Annotated in this window: 10 protein-coding genes; 4 read left to right on the top strand and 6 right to left on the bottom strand. The window is 72.4% G+C overall.

All coding sequences use genetic code 11. The annotated features are described in order from the left end of the window. Positions 1-65: 65 nt before the first annotated feature. Complete coding sequence (locus DEJ09_RS00420; RefSeq protein ID WP_111087296.1) at positions 66-1,880, top strand: thiamine pyrophosphate-requiring protein; 1,815 nt, start codon at positions 66-68, stop codon at positions 1,878-1,880. Positions 1,881-1,981: 101 nt separating this feature from the next. Then, a complete protein-coding gene (locus DEJ09_RS00415; protein WP_111087295.1) occupies positions 1,982-4,393 on the top strand; it encodes a bifunctional UDP-sugar hydrolase/5'-nucleotidase in 2,412 nt (803 codons plus the stop codon). Between the two features lie 321 nt (positions 4,394-4,714). On the opposite strand, the gene efeB is transcribed toward DEJ09_RS00415, so the two are convergent. Genes efeB through efeU form a run of 3 tightly spaced genes read right to left on the bottom strand, consistent with a single transcriptional unit; the run spans position 4,715 to position 8,830 of the window. Then, positions 4,715-6,019: an iron uptake transporter deferrochelatase/peroxidase subunit gene (gene efeB, locus DEJ09_RS00410; RefSeq protein WP_111087294.1), complete on the bottom strand. Its 1,305-nt coding sequence runs from the start codon at positions 6,017-6,019 to the stop codon at positions 4,715-4,717. Beyond that, positions 6,016-7,239, bottom strand: coding sequence for an iron uptake system protein EfeO (efeO, locus tag DEJ09_RS00405; protein ID WP_111087293.1), 1,224 nt, complete (start codon positions 7,237-7,239; stop codon positions 6,016-6,018). The genes efeB and efeO overlap by 4 nt, the downstream gene beginning before the upstream one ends. Then, entirely contained in the window at positions 7,226-8,830 is a 1,605-nt protein-coding gene (gene efeU / locus DEJ09_RS00400; RefSeq protein WP_111087292.1) for an iron uptake transporter permease EfeU, read from the bottom strand. The genes efeO and efeU overlap by 14 nt, the downstream gene beginning before the upstream one ends. A 69-nt stretch (positions 8,831-8,899) precedes the next feature. On the opposite strand from efeU, the gene DEJ09_RS00395 reads away from it, so the two are divergent. Beyond that, positions 8,900-9,661, top strand: coding sequence for a trimeric intracellular cation channel family protein (locus tag DEJ09_RS00395; protein WP_071406483.1), 762 nt, complete (start codon positions 8,900-8,902; stop codon positions 9,659-9,661). A 247-nt stretch (positions 9,662-9,908) separates the two neighbouring features. Beyond that, a complete protein-coding gene (locus tag DEJ09_RS00390; protein ID WP_111029886.1) occupies positions 9,909-10,511 on the top strand; it encodes a TetR/AcrR family transcriptional regulator in 603 nt (200 codons plus the stop codon). Positions 10,512-11,004: 493 nt separating this feature from the next. Here the strand turns inward: DEJ09_RS00390 and DEJ09_RS00385 are convergent, their stop codons facing one another. The 3 genes from DEJ09_RS00385 to DEJ09_RS00375 are packed head-to-tail and all read right to left on the bottom strand — an operon-like array spanning position 11,005 to position 15,697. Beyond that, the gene (locus DEJ09_RS00385) at positions 11,005-13,365 is read right to left on the bottom strand and encodes a DUF3488 and transglutaminase-like domain-containing protein (RefSeq protein ID WP_111087291.1); all 2,361 of its coding nucleotides are present in this window, start codon (positions 13,363-13,365) and stop codon (positions 11,005-11,007) included. Next, positions 13,362-14,693: a DUF58 domain-containing protein gene (locus DEJ09_RS00380; RefSeq protein ID WP_111032893.1), complete on the bottom strand. Its 1,332-nt coding sequence runs from the start codon at positions 14,691-14,693 to the stop codon at positions 13,362-13,364. Before DEJ09_RS00380 ends, DEJ09_RS00385 begins: the two co-directional genes overlap by 4 nt. Beyond that, the gene (locus DEJ09_RS00375) at positions 14,693-15,697 is read right to left on the bottom strand and encodes a MoxR family ATPase (RefSeq protein WP_071406487.1); all 1,005 of its coding nucleotides are present in this window, start codon (positions 15,695-15,697) and stop codon (positions 14,693-14,695) included. Before DEJ09_RS00375 ends, DEJ09_RS00380 begins: the two co-directional genes overlap by 1 nt. Between the last annotated feature and the right edge of the window lie 183 nt (positions 15,698-15,880).

Raw genomic sequence — 15,880 nt, 5'->3', positions numbered from 1 at the left:
CGTGATCCGGGCCTCCAGACCGGTGCCTGTGAACGGACCCGTGCGCGCCCGCGCACGCTGGTGCCATGAGCACGACCGTGAGCGACTTCGTCATCGACCGCATCAAGGCATGGGGGGTCTCCCGCGTGTTCGGGTACCCCGGCGACGGGATCGGCGCCTTCGACGGCGCGCTCGGCAAGGCGGCGTCGAAGGGCGACGGCCTGGAGTACGTCCGCCCCACGCACGAGGAGATCGCGGCGCTGATGGCGACCGCGCACGCGAAGTTCACCGGTGAGGTCGGGGTCTGCGTCGCGACGTCGAGTCCCGGCGCCTTCCACCTGCTGAACGGGCTGTACGACGCGCAGATGGACAACCAGCCGGTGGTGGCGATCGTCGGCCAGCAGGGGCTCGCGGCGATGGGGTCGTTCACCCAGCAGGAGTCGAACCTGGAGCGCGTGTTCGCCGACGTCGCCTGCTACGTGCAGACGGTGGCCACGCCCGAAGCCGTCGGCGTGGTGCTCGACACCGCGTTCCGCACGGCGTCCCTCCGCAAGCAGCCGGCCGTCGTCGTGCTGCCCCACGACGTGCAGGCGATGGCGTACGACGCACCGCCGCTGGAGCACTGGGCCTCGCGGTCGAGCGACGTCCCCGCGTCCACCCGGATCACGCCGCCCGCCGACGAGGTCCGGAAGATGGCGGAGATCATCAACGCCGGGTCGAAGGTGACGTTCCTGGTCGGTGCGGGCGCGCGCGGTGCGACGGCCCAGGTGCTCGCAGCGGCCGAGAAGGCGGGTGCGGGGATCATCACGGCACTCCGCGGCAAGGACGTGATCCCGTCCGACGTGCCGTACCACTCGCAGCAGCTCGGGCTGCTCGGGTCGCTGCCGTCGCTGCACCAGATCCGCGACTGCGACACCCTCGTGCTGCTCGGCACGAACTACCCGTACGGCGAGTACATGCCGAAGACGGGGCAGGCCCGGGGCATCCAGGTCGACATCAAGCCGGAGCAGCTCGGCCTGCGGTACCCGACCGAGCTGAACCTGTGGGGCGACGTCGGCTCGACGCTCGACGCCGTACTCCCGCTGCTCGAGCAGAAGACCGACAAGTCCTTCCAGCAGACCGTCGCCGACGAGATGCGCGAGTGGGAGTCGGAGATGCGCGCCCAGTCCGAGGTCGCCTACGACGACGGCGTGAACCCGCGCCGGGTGATCCAGGCGGTGAACGACCGGCTGCCCGACGGCGTCACGGTCACCGCGGACGCCGGCACGACCGCCGACTGGTACGGCCACCACATCCGGCTGCGCGAGGGCATGCGCGGCGACATGTCCGGCCGCCTCGCGACGATGCTCGCGGCGATGCCGTACGCGGTGACGGCGAAGTTCGCGTTCCCGGATCGTCCGGCGGTGTGCACGATCGGCGACGGTGCCTTCCAGATGCTCGGCATGAACGAGCTGATCACCGTGAAGAAGTACCTGGCGGCCTGGCCGAACCAGCAGCTCGTCATCGTGGTCATGCACAACGACGACCTCGGCCAGGTGTCGTGGGAGATGCGCGCCGAGGACGGCAACCCGATGTGGCGCGACTCGCAGGACGTCGAGTCGATCGACTACGCCGGGTACGCGACGCTGCTCGGGTTCCAGGGCATCGCGGTGCACGAGGACTCCGAGGTCGAGGCGGCCGTCGAGCGGGCCTTCGCCCACCAGGGGGTCACCCTCATCGACGCGTACGTCAGCCGGAGCGTCCCGCCGCTGCCCCCGCACATCACGAAGGAGTACGCGATCAACACGGCGAAGAGCCTGCTGAAGGGTGACCCGGTCGAGTTCGACGTCGTGAAGGACTCCGCCAAGGCGATGGCGACCGAGGTCACCGAGCGGGTGAAGGGCGCCCTCGGCCGCGACTGAACCAGGTCTGCCGAGCGGAGGGGACGGCCGTGTGAACGTCGTGTGACGAGTTGCGCAGGGGTCTGGCGAGTCGCCTGTGCGTCTTCGTAGGTTCGACGGCGATGAACACTTCCCACATCACCGGAACCGCCGGTGCGACGACCCGACGACGCCTCGGCGCCGGCGCGGCCCTCGCCACCGCCGGGGTCCTGGTCGCACTGTCCGTCCCGTCCGCAGCCGTCGCCGCCGAGGGCGACACGACGATCGACATCATCGACGTCAACGACTTCCACGGTCGCATCGAGTCCGAGGGCACCGCCGCCGACAAGGCCGCCGGCGCCGCGAAACTCGCCGGCGTCGTGCAGTCGTACCGCGAGGCCAACCCGAACACGATCTTCGCCAGCGTCGGCGACAACGTGGGCGCCTCGACCTTCACCTCGCTCATCCAGCAGGACTCCCCCACGATCGACGCCCTGAACGCCATGGACCTCGACGTCAGCGCGATCGGCAACCACGAGCTCGACAAGGGCCAGGACGACCTGACCGGCCGCATCGAGGACCGCGCCGACTGGCCGTACGTCTCGGCGAACATCGTCAAGGCCGGCACCACCGACCCCGCCTTCACGCCGTACTCCATCGTGGAGAAGGGCGGCGTCAAGGTCGGCTTCATCGGTGCCACCACCGAGGACCTCATCCCCGGGCTCGTCAGCCCCGGCGGGGTCGAGGGCCTCGCGATGGCCCCGATCGTCAGCCAGGTCAATCGGTACGCCGAGCAGCTCACCGACGGCAAGGACGACAACGGCGAGGCCGACGTGCTCGTCCTGCTCGTGCACGAGGGGGCCACCACGAGCGCGCTCACCGACGCCACCGGCACCGGTGCCTTCGGCAAGATCACCTCGGGCGTCTCGTCGAAGGTCTCGGCCATCGTGTCGGCGCACACCCACGCGACGTACAACCACTCCATCGCGGGCCCCGACGGCACGAAGCGTCCGGTGATCCAGGCCGGGTCCTACGGGGTGAACCTCGGGCACCTGCAGCTCACGGTGGACGCCGACAAGCAGCTCACCGGCATCACGTCGTCGGTCACCCCCGTCAACGAGGACAAGCGTGTCCCCGCCGACACCACCTCGGTCAACGCCGTGAGCGACATCGTGACCGCCGCGAAGGCCGTCGCCGACGTCAAGGGCAGCGAGAAGCTCGGCGAGATCACGGGTGACCTGCGTCGTGCCGTGCAGTCCGACCGCAAGGCCGAGAACCGCGGCGGCGAGTCCGTCCTGGGCAACTACATCGCCGAGGTCCAGCGCAGCGCCACCGAGCGGAACGGCTCGCAGGTCGCCTTCATGAACCCGGGCGGGCTCCGCACCGACATGGTCTACGCGTCCAGCGGCGCCGGCGACCCGGACGGCACCGTCACCTACAAGGAGGCCGCGCTCGTCCAGCCGTTCGCCAACACCCTGGTGACGAAGGACATGACCGGCCAGCAGATCAAGAACGCCCTCGAGCAGCAGTGGCAGCCGGACGGCCTCGAGCGTCCGTTCCTGAAGCTCGGCGTCTCGGACGGCTTCGCGTACACCTACGACCCGTCGAAGGGTCGCGGCGAGCGCATCACCGGCATGACCCTCGACGGCAAGGCGATCGCGCTGACCGACACCCTCAAGGTGACCGTCAACTCGTTCCTGTCGACCGGTGGCGACAACTTCGCCGCCTTCGCGACCGGCACGAACGTCGCCGACTCCGGCCAGGTCGACCTGCAGGCCCAGGTGGACTACTTCCTCGCCAACCCGAAGGTCACGCCCCCGGTCGACCAGCGCGCCGTCGGCGTCACGGTCACGCCGACCCCGGCCGGTGGCTTCCAGCCCGGTGACGCAATCGAGCTCGACCTGTCGTCGCTCGTGTTCAGCAGCGAGGACCCGGCGAAGGCCGGCTCCGTCTCGGTCACCGCGGACGGCAAGGAGCTCGCATCGTCGGCGATCGACCCGACGATCACCGACAAGAACGACGAGCAGGGTCGCGCGACCCTGACCGTCACGGTCCCCGAGATCGAGGCGCCGGCCGCACGCGCTTCCGCCCGCACCGCCGGTTCCGTCTCGCTCGCCGCGGTGGCCGAGCCGGTCGCCACGACGGACGCGCCGCTCGTCGTCACCCTGCCGGGTGGCCAGACCGTCACCCTCGCCGTGACGATCCCGGTCGCCGCAGCGGTCGACCCGACCGACCCGACGGACCCGACGGACCCGACGGACCCGACGGACCCGACCGACCCTACGGACCCGGTCGACCCGACCCCGGCTCCGACCCCGAACCCGGGTGGCGGGGTCATCCCCGGCCCCGGCGCGGGTGACGGTGACGACGCGGGCATCGGTGGCGTCGGCGGGACCGACGACGACCCGCGCGCCGGTGGCGACCTCGCCTACACGGGTGCGGACCTGACCGCTCCGGCGATCGCGGCGGGCCTGCTCCTGCTCGCCGGGATCGCGGCACTCGTGGTCCTCCGCCGCAACCGCGCACGACGTGCCGCGACGGTCCTGACGGACTGACCCCGAGCCTGCGGGCACACACGCGAACGGGCCGTCTCACCCTGGTGGGGCGGCCCGTTCGCGTCGGTCAGGAGGCCCGGAGCACGTCCGGCGCACACCTCGCGCGACCCGGCGGTCACGGTTGCTGTCCCATCCCGGTCGATCACTGCGGATCCGCGGATCCGCGGGGTACTCTCGGGGTTGTCGCACCGCGACGCGTCGTGCCGGGTCGCTTTCAGCAAGTCGACGGTGGTTCCGTTCGGCGAGACTCCGCGACGCGGGCGTCCTCCGCCTCCAGGGAAACGGCGGAGGGCGCCCACCCCTTCGGGTCAGCGACTCAGGTCAGCGGAAGAGCTGCTCGCCGATGTACGACCCCTTGCGCGGTGCCGGCGGCACGGCGAACACCGCGGAGCCGATGTGCGAGACGTACTCGTTCAGCCGGTCCGAGGCGCCGAGCTTCCGCTGCAGGCGCGTGAAGTGGTCCGGGTCGTTCACGTAGGCGATGAACAGCAGCCCGGCGTCGAGCTGGCCGTACTCGTTGAGCCCGTCGGTGTAGTTGTACGGCCGGCGCAGGATCTTCACGCCGCCGTTGGCCTCGTGCGCGGCGAGGGCGATGTGCGACGTCGCGTCGATCTTCGTCGCACCGTCGTCGTCCTTGGCGTGGAAGTCCGGGTTGGTGTGCTCCTGCCCGCCGGAGAGCGGTGCGCCCTGGATCTTCGTCCGCCCGAACACCCGCTGCTGGTCGCTGACGACGTCCGCGTCCCAGGTCTCGATGTTCATGCGGATCTTCCGCACCACCTGGTAGCTGCCGCCGGCCATCCACCCGGCGTCGCGGTCGAGCCAGACGAAGCGGTCGTGGTCGGCGTCGGTCGTGATGTTCCGGGTGCCGTCCTTGAACCCCATCAGGTTGCGGGGCGTGCTCTGGTGCGGCCCCGCCGATGCCCGGCCGAAGCCGAGCACGGTCCAGCGGACGGTCGCGGTGCCGCGGGCCATCCGTGCCAGGTCACGCACCGCGTGGTACGCCACCTGGGGGTCATCGGCGCAGGCCTGCAGGGACAGGTCCCCGCCGGTCAGGCCCTCCTGCAGGTTGTCGCTCGGCAGCGTCGGGATGTCGGCGAGCGAGGCCGGACGGCGGTCGGCCAGCCCGAAGCGCTCGTCGAAGACGCCGGGTCCAAGGCCCACCGTGACGGTCAGGGACGCCGGCCCGAGGTCGAGCGCCTCGCCGGTGTCGGCACCGACCCCGTTGCCGTGCGCCGGCTCGACGCTGCCGACGGTCTTGCCGGCCTGCAGCTGGGCGATCGCGGCCGACCAGCGGGCGAGGAGCACCTGCAGCTCGGTCGTGACGGTCGTCGACAGGTCGAACGTCATGTAGACGCAGTACCGCTGCGGGGTGGTGCGGATCCCGCCCTGCGGCTGCCGTGCCGCGGTGGCGTAGAACGGCTGGCTCTGCGACAGGTCGATCGACTCGTCGCCGTTCGTCGCCGCCGTGAACGGGTTCACGCCGGTCGCCGCGGTGGCGCCGCCGATGCCCGCTGCCGCGCCGACCCCGGCACCGGCCACGGCCAGGCCGGCGCCGAACAGCCCACGGCGGGAGACGTTCGCCCGGGGTGCGTCGTCCGCCCGCGGTGCCTCGTCCGGCTCGGTCACGCGGTCGCGACCTTCTCGGCCAGACGGGACAGCGGGTCCTGCAGCGCCTGGATCTGCTGCGAGATCGTGTTCGCGTCGGACTTCTTGGTGGCGGCGTCCCACGTGGCGAAACCGCCCAGGTCGTCGGCGTCGCGGTAGCCGTCCATCATCGTGTTCGTGGCGTCGAACTGCTTGGCGATCTGCTTCGTCAGGGTCGGGTCGAGCTTGGTCAGCCCCGGCTTGAGGTACGCGAAGGCCTGACGGGCGCCCTCGACGTTGGCGGCGAGGTCGACGAGGTCGATGTGGCTGTACGCCTCTTCCTCGCCGGTGATCTTGTTCGACTGCACCTCTTCGAGCAGACCCGCGGCGCCGTTCGCCAGGTCCTCCGGCTTGTAGTCCAGGGTCGGCACGAGCTTCGCGAGCAGCTGCACGTCCTCGGTCAGGTCCGCGGCGGTCTGCTTCGTCGAAGCGGTGATCTTCCCGGCCTGGAACAGGTCCTTCTCGACGGCGTGGAACCCGCTCCAGCCGACGGCGGGGTCGAGGTTCGAGGCACGCATGTCGATCAGGTAGTCGAGGTTGCCGGCGTTGTCGGTGGCCTTGAACCCCTTCTTGACGAAGCCGTCGACGTCGCTCTCGACGTGCTCGTAGAACGGACGGGCGTTCGCGTAGTCGGTCTTCGCCGCGTCGAGGTCGCCGGCGTCGATGTGCTTCTGCATCTGCTCGACCGCGGCGACCATGTCGGTGACCTGGCCGTCGACGTAGGTCGCGTACCCCTTCGTCCCGTCGCGGAGCAGGGTCGAGGCACTGCTGTTCGCGGTCGACACGGCCTTGCCGGTGACGGTGAAGTCCGTCAGCTCGGTCTCGGCGCCGGGGCAGTACACCTGGTACTTCCCACCGGTCAGCGTGGCGGTGAAGCGGACGGCGTCGAGGCCGGGTGCCAGGTTCTCCTTCTCGCCGAGGATCCGCTGGTCCTGCAGCAGCTCGACCTCGGTGATCGCGGTCGACGACTCGTTCTTCACCGTGAAGGTGACGGGGCCCGCGGGGACCTTCGTCGAGGACACCGCGCAGGCGTCCTGCCCGTCGTTGGTGAGCGTGATGGTGACGCGGGAGACCTTCGCGTCGCCGGAGCCGGAGCCGTCGGCTCCGGTGGACCCGCCGGCGCACCCGGTGAGTGCGAGGGCGGTGACGGCGCCGAGGGCGCCAAGGGTGATCAGGGGTCGGACGGGCTTACCGAAGGACATGGTCGGTGCTCCTTGCAGGGTCCGCGGCCGGAGGGCCACGAGCGGGGACGGGTTCGGGGGTGGGGACGGTGGGGAGTCGCCGGCGACGGCGGTCACGGAGGGCCAGCAGCGCCTGCGCGGCGGCCGCGATGCCGAGGGCGATCGGCAGCCAGGCCTTCCAGAGCAGCAGGTCGGCTGATCGCGAGTCCGCTGCGGCCACCGAGGCGGCCGACCGCTCGACGCGGGCGTCGGGGACGGACCAGACGGTGCGGTCCAGGGTCGTGGTGCGTGCGGACGGGAGGCCCCCACCGCTCAGCGTCAGCACCTCGCGTTCGTCGCGGGTCGCGTCCAGGACCCCACCGCGGACGGTCCACAGGGTCACCGTGTCGCGCACGGCCCAGCGCGCCGCGAAGGGACCGGGGTTCGTCGACGGGGAGACCCCGACGGGCAGGCGACCGAACAGGGTGACGAGGTCGTCGAGCGTCAGCGTCGACGGACGGTCGGCACCGCTCCCCTGCTCACTGGTTCCGTCCTGCACGACGCGCCATCGGTCGGCGGCCACGCCCGCGCGGGTGACGCGGCGGTGGGCCGACGTCGGCAGGGTGATCCGGGCCTCCCGGCCGGTGCCCGACACGCGGAGGACGCCGGACGCACCGTCGACGCTGGCGGAGACGGAGCTGGCGTCGCCGCTGACCGCGGTGGTGCGGGGCAGGTCGACCCCGCCTGTCGGCACGGCGATCGCGAGTGCCGCTGCCGCCACGGCGAGTGCGCCGGCGATGACGGCGCGCACCCGGGGCACGCGGTCCGGCGACGGACGCCAGGCGCGCGGCCAGAGCGTCAGGGCCAGTACCGGGACGACGTAGAGGACCCAGCCGAGCACCTCGATGACCCGCGGGTCCGGCGGGATGCCGAGCACGCCGGTGACCAGGGCGCCCTGCACCGAACCGTTCGGGGCGAGCCACGACAGGTCGACGGTGCGCTGCTGGCCGATGACGATCCAGCCGGCCTCGTGCGCGCGGCGGAGGACGGTCAGCACCAGGCCGCCGGCGACGAAGACCAGGAAGACCCCGGTGCCGGTGAAGAACCGCGACAGGTTGAGGCGGACGCCACCGGTGTAGATGCCGAAGCCGACGACGACCGCGGCCGCGATGCCGATCACGGCGCCGAGGGCGGCGAGGCCGGTGTCCGACGACGCCTGGAACGTGGCGAGGAGGAACACCGAGGTCTCGAAGCCCTCCTTCAGGACGGCGAGGAACGCCATGCCGGCGAGTGCCCAGGCGGTGCCCCGGCCGAGCGCCGCGGTGGCACTGGCCTCGAGATCGGCGGTCAGGGTGCGCGCGTGCGTGCGCATCCAGACGATCATGCCCGTGACGAAGACGACGGCGACGATGCCGATGACCGCCTCCATGCCCTCCTGCTGGGCCTGCGGCAGTGCCTGCTCGACGGCCTGCAGCCCGAAGCCGACGGCGATGCTGAGCAGCACCGCGAGCCCGACGCCCGACCACATCGGGGCGAGCGGGACGCGGTTGCGACGCAGGAACGCGGCGATGATGCCGACGATGAGCGTGGCTTCGAGGCCTTCACGGAGACCGATGACGAGAGTGGCGAGCATGACGAAGGTGAGGCTAACCTAACCGCCGAACGGCCCGCCAGTCGTGCGACGTGATGTTTGATGGTTCTCATGAACCTGCTGTCCGTCGACGGCCTGGCGTCGGTCACGAACGTGCTCGACCTCGCCGGGGTCTTCGCGTCCGCCCTGCTCGGCGGCTCCATCGCCCGCGCGATGGACTTCGACCTGTTCGGGTTCCTGGTCGTCGGGTTCGTCTCCGGACTCGGCGGCGGGATGCTCCGCGACACCCTGCTGCAGAACGGACCACCCGTCGCGCTCGTCGACCCGCTGTACGTGCCGGTCGCCGTCGCCGGGGCGCTCATCGCGTTCCTCGTGTCGTTCTCCGAGCTCACCTGGGACCGGCTGTTCACCGTGCTCGACGCCGCCGTGATCGGGTTCTGGGCCGTGGTCGGCGTGCAGCGGACCTACGACGCCGGGCTCGACTGGCCCGCCGCGATCATCATGGGGACCATCACCGCGGTCGGCGGCGGGGCCATGCGTGACCTGCTGCTACGGCGGGTGCCGGCGGTGTTCGGCGGGAACGCGCTGTACGCCACCGTGGCCGTCGCGGCGTCGGCCGTGATGGTGATCGCCTCGGCGCTCGGGTCGCCGTCCCTCGGCATCCTGCTCGCGATCACGCTGTCGCTCGGGCTCCGCTGGGGAGCGGTCCGCCGGGGCTGGGGGCTGCCGAACGGCCGTGACTGGCAGCCGAAGTCGACCCTCGGTTCGCTGCTGCGGCGGGGTCGGAGCCTGCGACCGGACGCGCTCCGGTTGCTCCGGCGCCCGGGCCGTCGGACCGGTGCCGGCAGTGTCCGAGAAGAGCACGAGGACTGAGGGGCTGTCCTCCGCGGCCCCGCGACGCTACGATCAGTACCGCCGGGTATCGTCCTGGCAGTTCTGCCGGGGATGGTCCCGGTGAACGCTGTCCGCACAGCACCGACGCGACCCGAACGCGCCGGTTCCGAGCAGACGTGGGGATGGGGGCTTCGCTGATGCCGCGCGGGATCAGACGCGCGGCGCGGCAGGTCTCCACCACGATGCTCTCCCCGACGACCACCACCACAGGTCGGAGCAGCAACCGATGAGCGACGACGCTTCCCCCACCCAGCGCATCCCGCGCGCCGAGGTCCGGGAACGCCTGCTCGCCGCCGGAGCCGCGGTCTTCGCCGAACAGGGTGTGTACGGCGCGCGGCTCGACGACGTCGCAGCACGCGCGGGGTTCAGCAAGGGTGCGGTCTACTCGAACTTCTCGTCCAAGGAAGACCTGCTCGCCCAGGTCATGCAGCGGTCCACGAACGTCGTGCTCGGCTCACTGCAGGAACTCGTGCACGCGGACATCGCCGCGGTCGACGTCGGGGACGTCCTGCGCGCCGCGTTCGGGCAGAACGACCAGAGCGAGCAGTTCGCGCTGCTCTCGGCGTTCCGCGGGTACGCGGTGCGGCACCCGGAGCTGCTGCCCGAGTTCATCCGGCAGCGCCGGATCCTGCAGGACGGGGTGCTCGAGCTCGTGCGGCTGTGGCTCGGTGCCCACCCCGAGGTCGAGGTCGGCATGACCCCGGAGGAGTTCGCGACCGTGCTCATCGGGGCGAACGTCGGCCTGGTGTTCGACGCGCCGGCGCTGCCCGGGGTCGATCCGGGCGAGCTCGTCGCCACCCTGGTCGAGGCGGTCATCCGCCGGCGCTGACGCGCGGTGCCGCGCCCGGCGGCGCGGGCGCGGGCGGCGGGCGGCGTGCGGCGGCGAGGCGCGGCGGTCGGGGCTTCGCACCGTGCGAGGTTCGCCACCCCGTGCCCGCTCGACCGCCCCGTGCCCGCCTACAGCCCCGCACCGAACCACCAACCACGCACCACCCGACGAACCCCGCACCGTGCAACACCCGCCGAGCCGACGCCCAACGGAACCCTCACCGTGCGAGGTTCGCCACCCCGTGCCCGCTCGACCGCCCCGTGCCCGCCTACAGCCCCGCACCCAGACACCAACCACGCACCACCCGACGAACCCCGCACCGTGCAACACCCGCCGACGCGACGCCCAACGGAACCCGCACCGTGCGAGGTTCGCCACCCCGTGCCCGCACGACCGCCCCGTGCCCGCCTACAGCCCAGCACCGAGCCACCAACCACGCACCACCCGACGAACCCTGCACCGTGCAGCACCCGCCAGCCGGCACGCGCCCGCGTCAGGCCGTGCGACGATCCCGACGGCGGGGCTTCGGCCCGTCGTGGGACCAGGCGGACGACGGCAACAGACTCGGCGGCAGCAGGCGCGACCGCACGACGCGCACCGTGGGGACCGAGGCGTCGAGAGCCCCGCGAGCGTCGCGGACGTGACGCTCCAACGCCGCCGTGTCCACCGATGCGGCCCCGTCGGCGGCGAAGCGCTCACGATCGACCGCGTCGACCGCGGCCTCCAGGTGCGGCACGACCGACTCCGGCAACCCGGGACGCAGGCGTCCGAGGACGGCTCGGGCGGTCCGGGCCACGGCGGCGGCGTCACCCGGCGGCGCGAGGCCCGGGGCGTACCCGTGGTCGGCGACGTCGTCGAGCAACTCGCGCCACGCCTGCACGGCGGGTGACCGACCGGCAGCGATCGCCGACAGCCTCGACCGACGGCGAACAGCACGCACGAGGCCCGGGGCGACGAGGACCGCGAGCACGAGCAGCAGGCCCACGAGCAGCCCGACCGGTCCTCCGCCGCCGCCGGTGCCGGACGCACCCGTGGCACCCGGAACCGGGGACGCCGACGGGGTCGGTGACGCTGATTCGTCCGCCGGCGTGGTCTGCTCGGGCGCCGGCAGCGGGGTCTCCGGTGCCGCCGCCGTCGGCGAGGCCGAGGGCTCCTCGGACGGAGCGGCCTCGTCGGAGTCGGGCGTCGGCTCGAAGGCGACCCACCCTGCGCCCTGGATGTACAGCTCGGGCCAGGAGTGCAGCTGCCGGTTCGACACCGCGTACTCGCCGTCGGGCTGCGGCGACCCGGCCCGGTACCCGACCGCGATGCGCGAGGGGATGCCGAGCGTGCGGGCCATCACGGCCATCGCGGACGAGAAGTGCACGCAGTACCCGTCGCGGACCTTCAGGAACGTCGAGACGACGTCCATGCTGTCGCCGTCGTAGCCCTGCTCGACGGGGGCGGTCTCGGAGTAGGTGAACAGGTCGCTGCGGAACCACTGCTCGAGGGCCCGCGCCCGCCCGTAGTCGTCGGTCGCGGCGGCGGCGACCCGGGTCGCGGTGGTCGAGATGTTGGCGGGCAGGTCGTCGGGCAGGGCGAGGTCGGTGCGGAGCTGCTCGCGGCTGGGCTCCCGGAAGCCACGGCCGTCGGAGCGGGCGAGCACCCCCGAGGCGGCGACTGCGTCAAGGTAGTCGTTGGCGAACGTCGAAGCCCCGTAGACCTCGTACATCGCCCCCCGGGCGGTCGCGGCACCCGTCGACCGCACGGTGCTCGAGTTCCCCATCCACCGCCACTGCGACAGGTCGAGGTTGGTGGACTGCGACTCGATCGACACCGCACCCGACGGCACCGGCAGGTAGGTGCTGGACAGCCCGGTGATCCGGACCGTCACGTCGCCACGGCTCGCCAGGCGCGGGTTGACGCCCTCGGCCCACTGCTGCTCGTCGGCGGTGTCAGCCTCGGCCGCGTTCGTCACGGTCGGCACCCAGTCCCCCGTGCCGAACTCGTCCAGGTCGGCGAGCTTGAGGTACTCGGGCTGCCCGTCGGACGAGCGGTACCGGAACACCTCGAGCTCGCTCGGACGGCGCAGGTCGTTGCCGAGTTCGAGCAGGGTGCCGGGCCGTCCGGGCTGGATCGGCGACTGGATCGCACCGGTCACGCCGGACAACCAGCTGGCGTTGAGCGGCACGATCGTCGGCAGCCCGATGGCCACGACGAGCCCGATCGCCCCGACGACCGCGGCCGGCAGTGCGCGCTGCACCGGACGCACGGACAGCCAGAGCAGGGCGAGGAACGCCACCGCCGTGGCGATGACGAGCGGGGTGCCGGCGGGCTGCCCGGTGATGACGCCCGGCACGATCAGGATGACGAGGGCCGGGGCCGCGGCGAGCGACGGGATCCGCGCGATGGCGGCGAGGAACAGCGAGACCGCAGCGACCCAGCCGATCGACGCGGTGACGACGAGCCGGATCGCGTCGGTCTGCGGCAGTGGTGCGGGGTTCAGGCGGATCGCGGCGAGCGTCTCCCCGAGGGCCCCGTCGGCGTCGAGCCACCCGAGCGGTTGGATGTCGTTGACCAGCGCGGCGGCGCACGAGCAGGCGATGACCGTGCCGACCAGGACGACGAAGCGGATGCCGGGCGTCTGGCGGCGCACGGCGAGCATCACGGCGACGAGCACGGCGACGACGACGACACCCGATGCCCACCAGGCGATGCCCTGCACGAGCGGCCGGATGGCGAGGGCGGCGAGGAGCACGGGCACCGGCGCGAGGGCCACGACCCAGGCGCTCGGGACGTCACGCAGGTCGTCGTCGCGGTCGAGGATCTCGCGCACGTCGGCACGGCCACGCGCCGGTGCGCTCACCCCGGTCACCGGGCGGCTCCGGACGGCGTCGCGCCGACGACCGGCACCACGAGTGTCCGCCAGCCGCCGCGGTCGAGGATGCCCCGCACGGCGGGGTCCGGCGGCACGATGGTCGCCAAGATGCCGCGGCTCGAACCGCTGGTCGCGCTGACGAGCTCGGCGGCTTCCTCCGCGGTGCAGGTGCCCGTCACGACGGCGGTCATGCCGTGCACGTCGCGGCCACGGACCTCGGGCAGGACGTCGGTGACTTCGCGGGCGTCGGAGCGGAGCCGGACGTCGGCGAGCCCGACGAGCACGTCGGTGAGCCCGCCGACGTCGCCCGCGTGCCGGGTCGCACCTTCGGGGCCGTCGAACACGAGCACGACACGGGAGGTCCGGGCGGCGAGCGCGCGGGCGACGCTGGCGGCCACCACGACGGCGTGCTCGAAGGCCTGGTCGCCGCCCAGGTCGGAGAGCTCGGCGAGGTCCTCTCGGCCGAGCCGCTGGTAGGACTCGCGCCGGACGTCGAGGGCGATCACGGCCTCGGGCGGCTGGGCCTGGGTGGTCTGGCGGACGTGGAGTTCCCCGCGCCGTGCGCTCTGGGCCCAGTGCACCCGGCGGATCGGGTCACCCGGTCGGTAGGGGCGGAGTTCGCTGTCGTCGGCGGAACCACCCTGTCCGACCCGGCCCTCGTCGGCCGAGACCGCACCGGCGAGCGCCCCGGCGTCGATCGCCCCGAGGGGTGCCGAGGCGGGGACGACGACGACCTCCTCAGCAGGGACGACGGGTCGGTCGATGCGGAGCAGGCCGAACGGGTCCTCGACCCGGATCGTCACGGGGCCGACCAGCGAGCGGCCGCGGTGCATCGCGAGTGCCTCGACGTCGAGCACGGCCGGCGGCAGGTTCGGCCCGACCTCGGCGTAGGTCTCCGCCTCGGCCAGGCTGGCGAAGGCGTCCTCGAGCTGTTCGCGCACGAGCAGCGTCGCCCGCGGGCCGATCGGCAGGCTGGTGCTGCCGAGGGTGATGCGTTCCCGGTAGACCTCGCCCACCTGGACGATCGCCCGTGCGGTGCTGCGGCTGCCGCGGAGCGGGGTGGCGACGACGAACGCCATCACGATGCCGAGCACGACCAGCACGAGCAGCAGCAGGCCGGCCGTGACGGCGACGCTCGTGGTGCCGACCAGACCGCCGCCGACCAGGCCGATGCCGACGGCGATGACCGTCCAGCCCCGGATCGTCGGGCGCGGGAACGGGGTGCGTCGGGCCAACGACAGCCCCCGGCGGCCGAACCGTGCCGCCGTGGACCGCGCGGCACCGACGCGTCGCAGCAGCGACGGCGGTGCCGATGGACCGGCCATCAGGAGCGGACGGGGGTGGCCGTGAACGGGATGGCGGTGTCGGAGACGATGCGGACGACGATCTCGCGCACGGTGTCCTCGCCGGTGCCGCCGAGCCCACGGGCGACCGGCACGAGCCGGTGCGCGAGCACGATCGGGGCGAGCGTCGCGACGTCGTCGGGCGTGACGAACGGGCGGCCGAGCAGGGCTGCGTGCGCACGGGCTGCCTGCGCCAGGTGCAGCGTCGCGCGGGGGCTCGCACCGAGCACGAGGTCGGGGTGGGTGCGCGTCGACCGGACGATCGCGATGATGTACGCCTCGACGTCGGGGGCGATGTGCACCCCGGCGACGGTCTCGATGATCGCCCGCAGCGTGGTGACGTCGACGATCGGCCGCAGGCGCGACAGCGGGTCGCTGCCGCCGCGGTTCGCGAGCATCTGCCGTTCGGCGTCGACGCTCGGGTAGCCCATCGCGATGCGGGCCATGAAGCGGTCGCGCTGCGCCTCGGGCAGCGGGTACGTGCCCTCCATGTCGATCGGGTTCTGCGTCGCGACGATCATGAACGGCCGGTCGAGCGGACGCGTCACACCGTCGACGGTGACCTGCGACTCCGCCATCGCCTCGAGCAGGGCCGACTGTGTCTTCGGGCTGGTGCGGTTGATCTCGTCGCCGATGACCACGTTCGCGAACACCGGGCCGGGCGAGAACCGGAAGGTGCCGGACGACTGGTCGAAGATGTTCACGCCCGTGACGTCGGACGGCAGCATGTCCGAGGTGAACTGGATGCGGTTCACGGACCCGCCGACCGAGGCGCCGAGCGCCTTGGCGAGCACGGTCTTGCCGACGCCGGGGACGTCCTCGACGAGCAGGTGCCCCTCGGCGAGCATCACCGTCAGGGCCGTGCGGATGGCTTCCGCCTTGCCGTCGATCACCGTGGCGACGGAGGCCACGATGTCGTCGCCCACCGCCCGCACGTGTTCGAGCGGGAAGGCGGGGTGGGTCGGCTCCGGCACGCAGGGCTCCATCGTCGGGGACAGGTGTCGTGCATGCTACATCGGGCCGGTGACAGCACCCGGTACGGGTGCACGGACTGGTCGTTCCGCGCACCGGCGGCCGATCCGCGTGTGGTGGGGCCGGGAGGCACGGCCCACCACTTGCGGGTCCGTCACCCGGTGCGCGGAACGGTTCACGGGCCTCCAGGCAGTGTC

This window comes from Curtobacterium sp. MCLR17_055 (assembly GCF_003234305.1).
Classification (GTDB): domain Bacteria; phylum Actinomycetota; class Actinomycetes; order Actinomycetales; family Microbacteriaceae; genus Curtobacterium; species Curtobacterium flaccumfaciens.
Note: the sequence above shows the minus strand (reverse complement) of the source record. Positions and strands in the feature narration are given on the sequence as shown.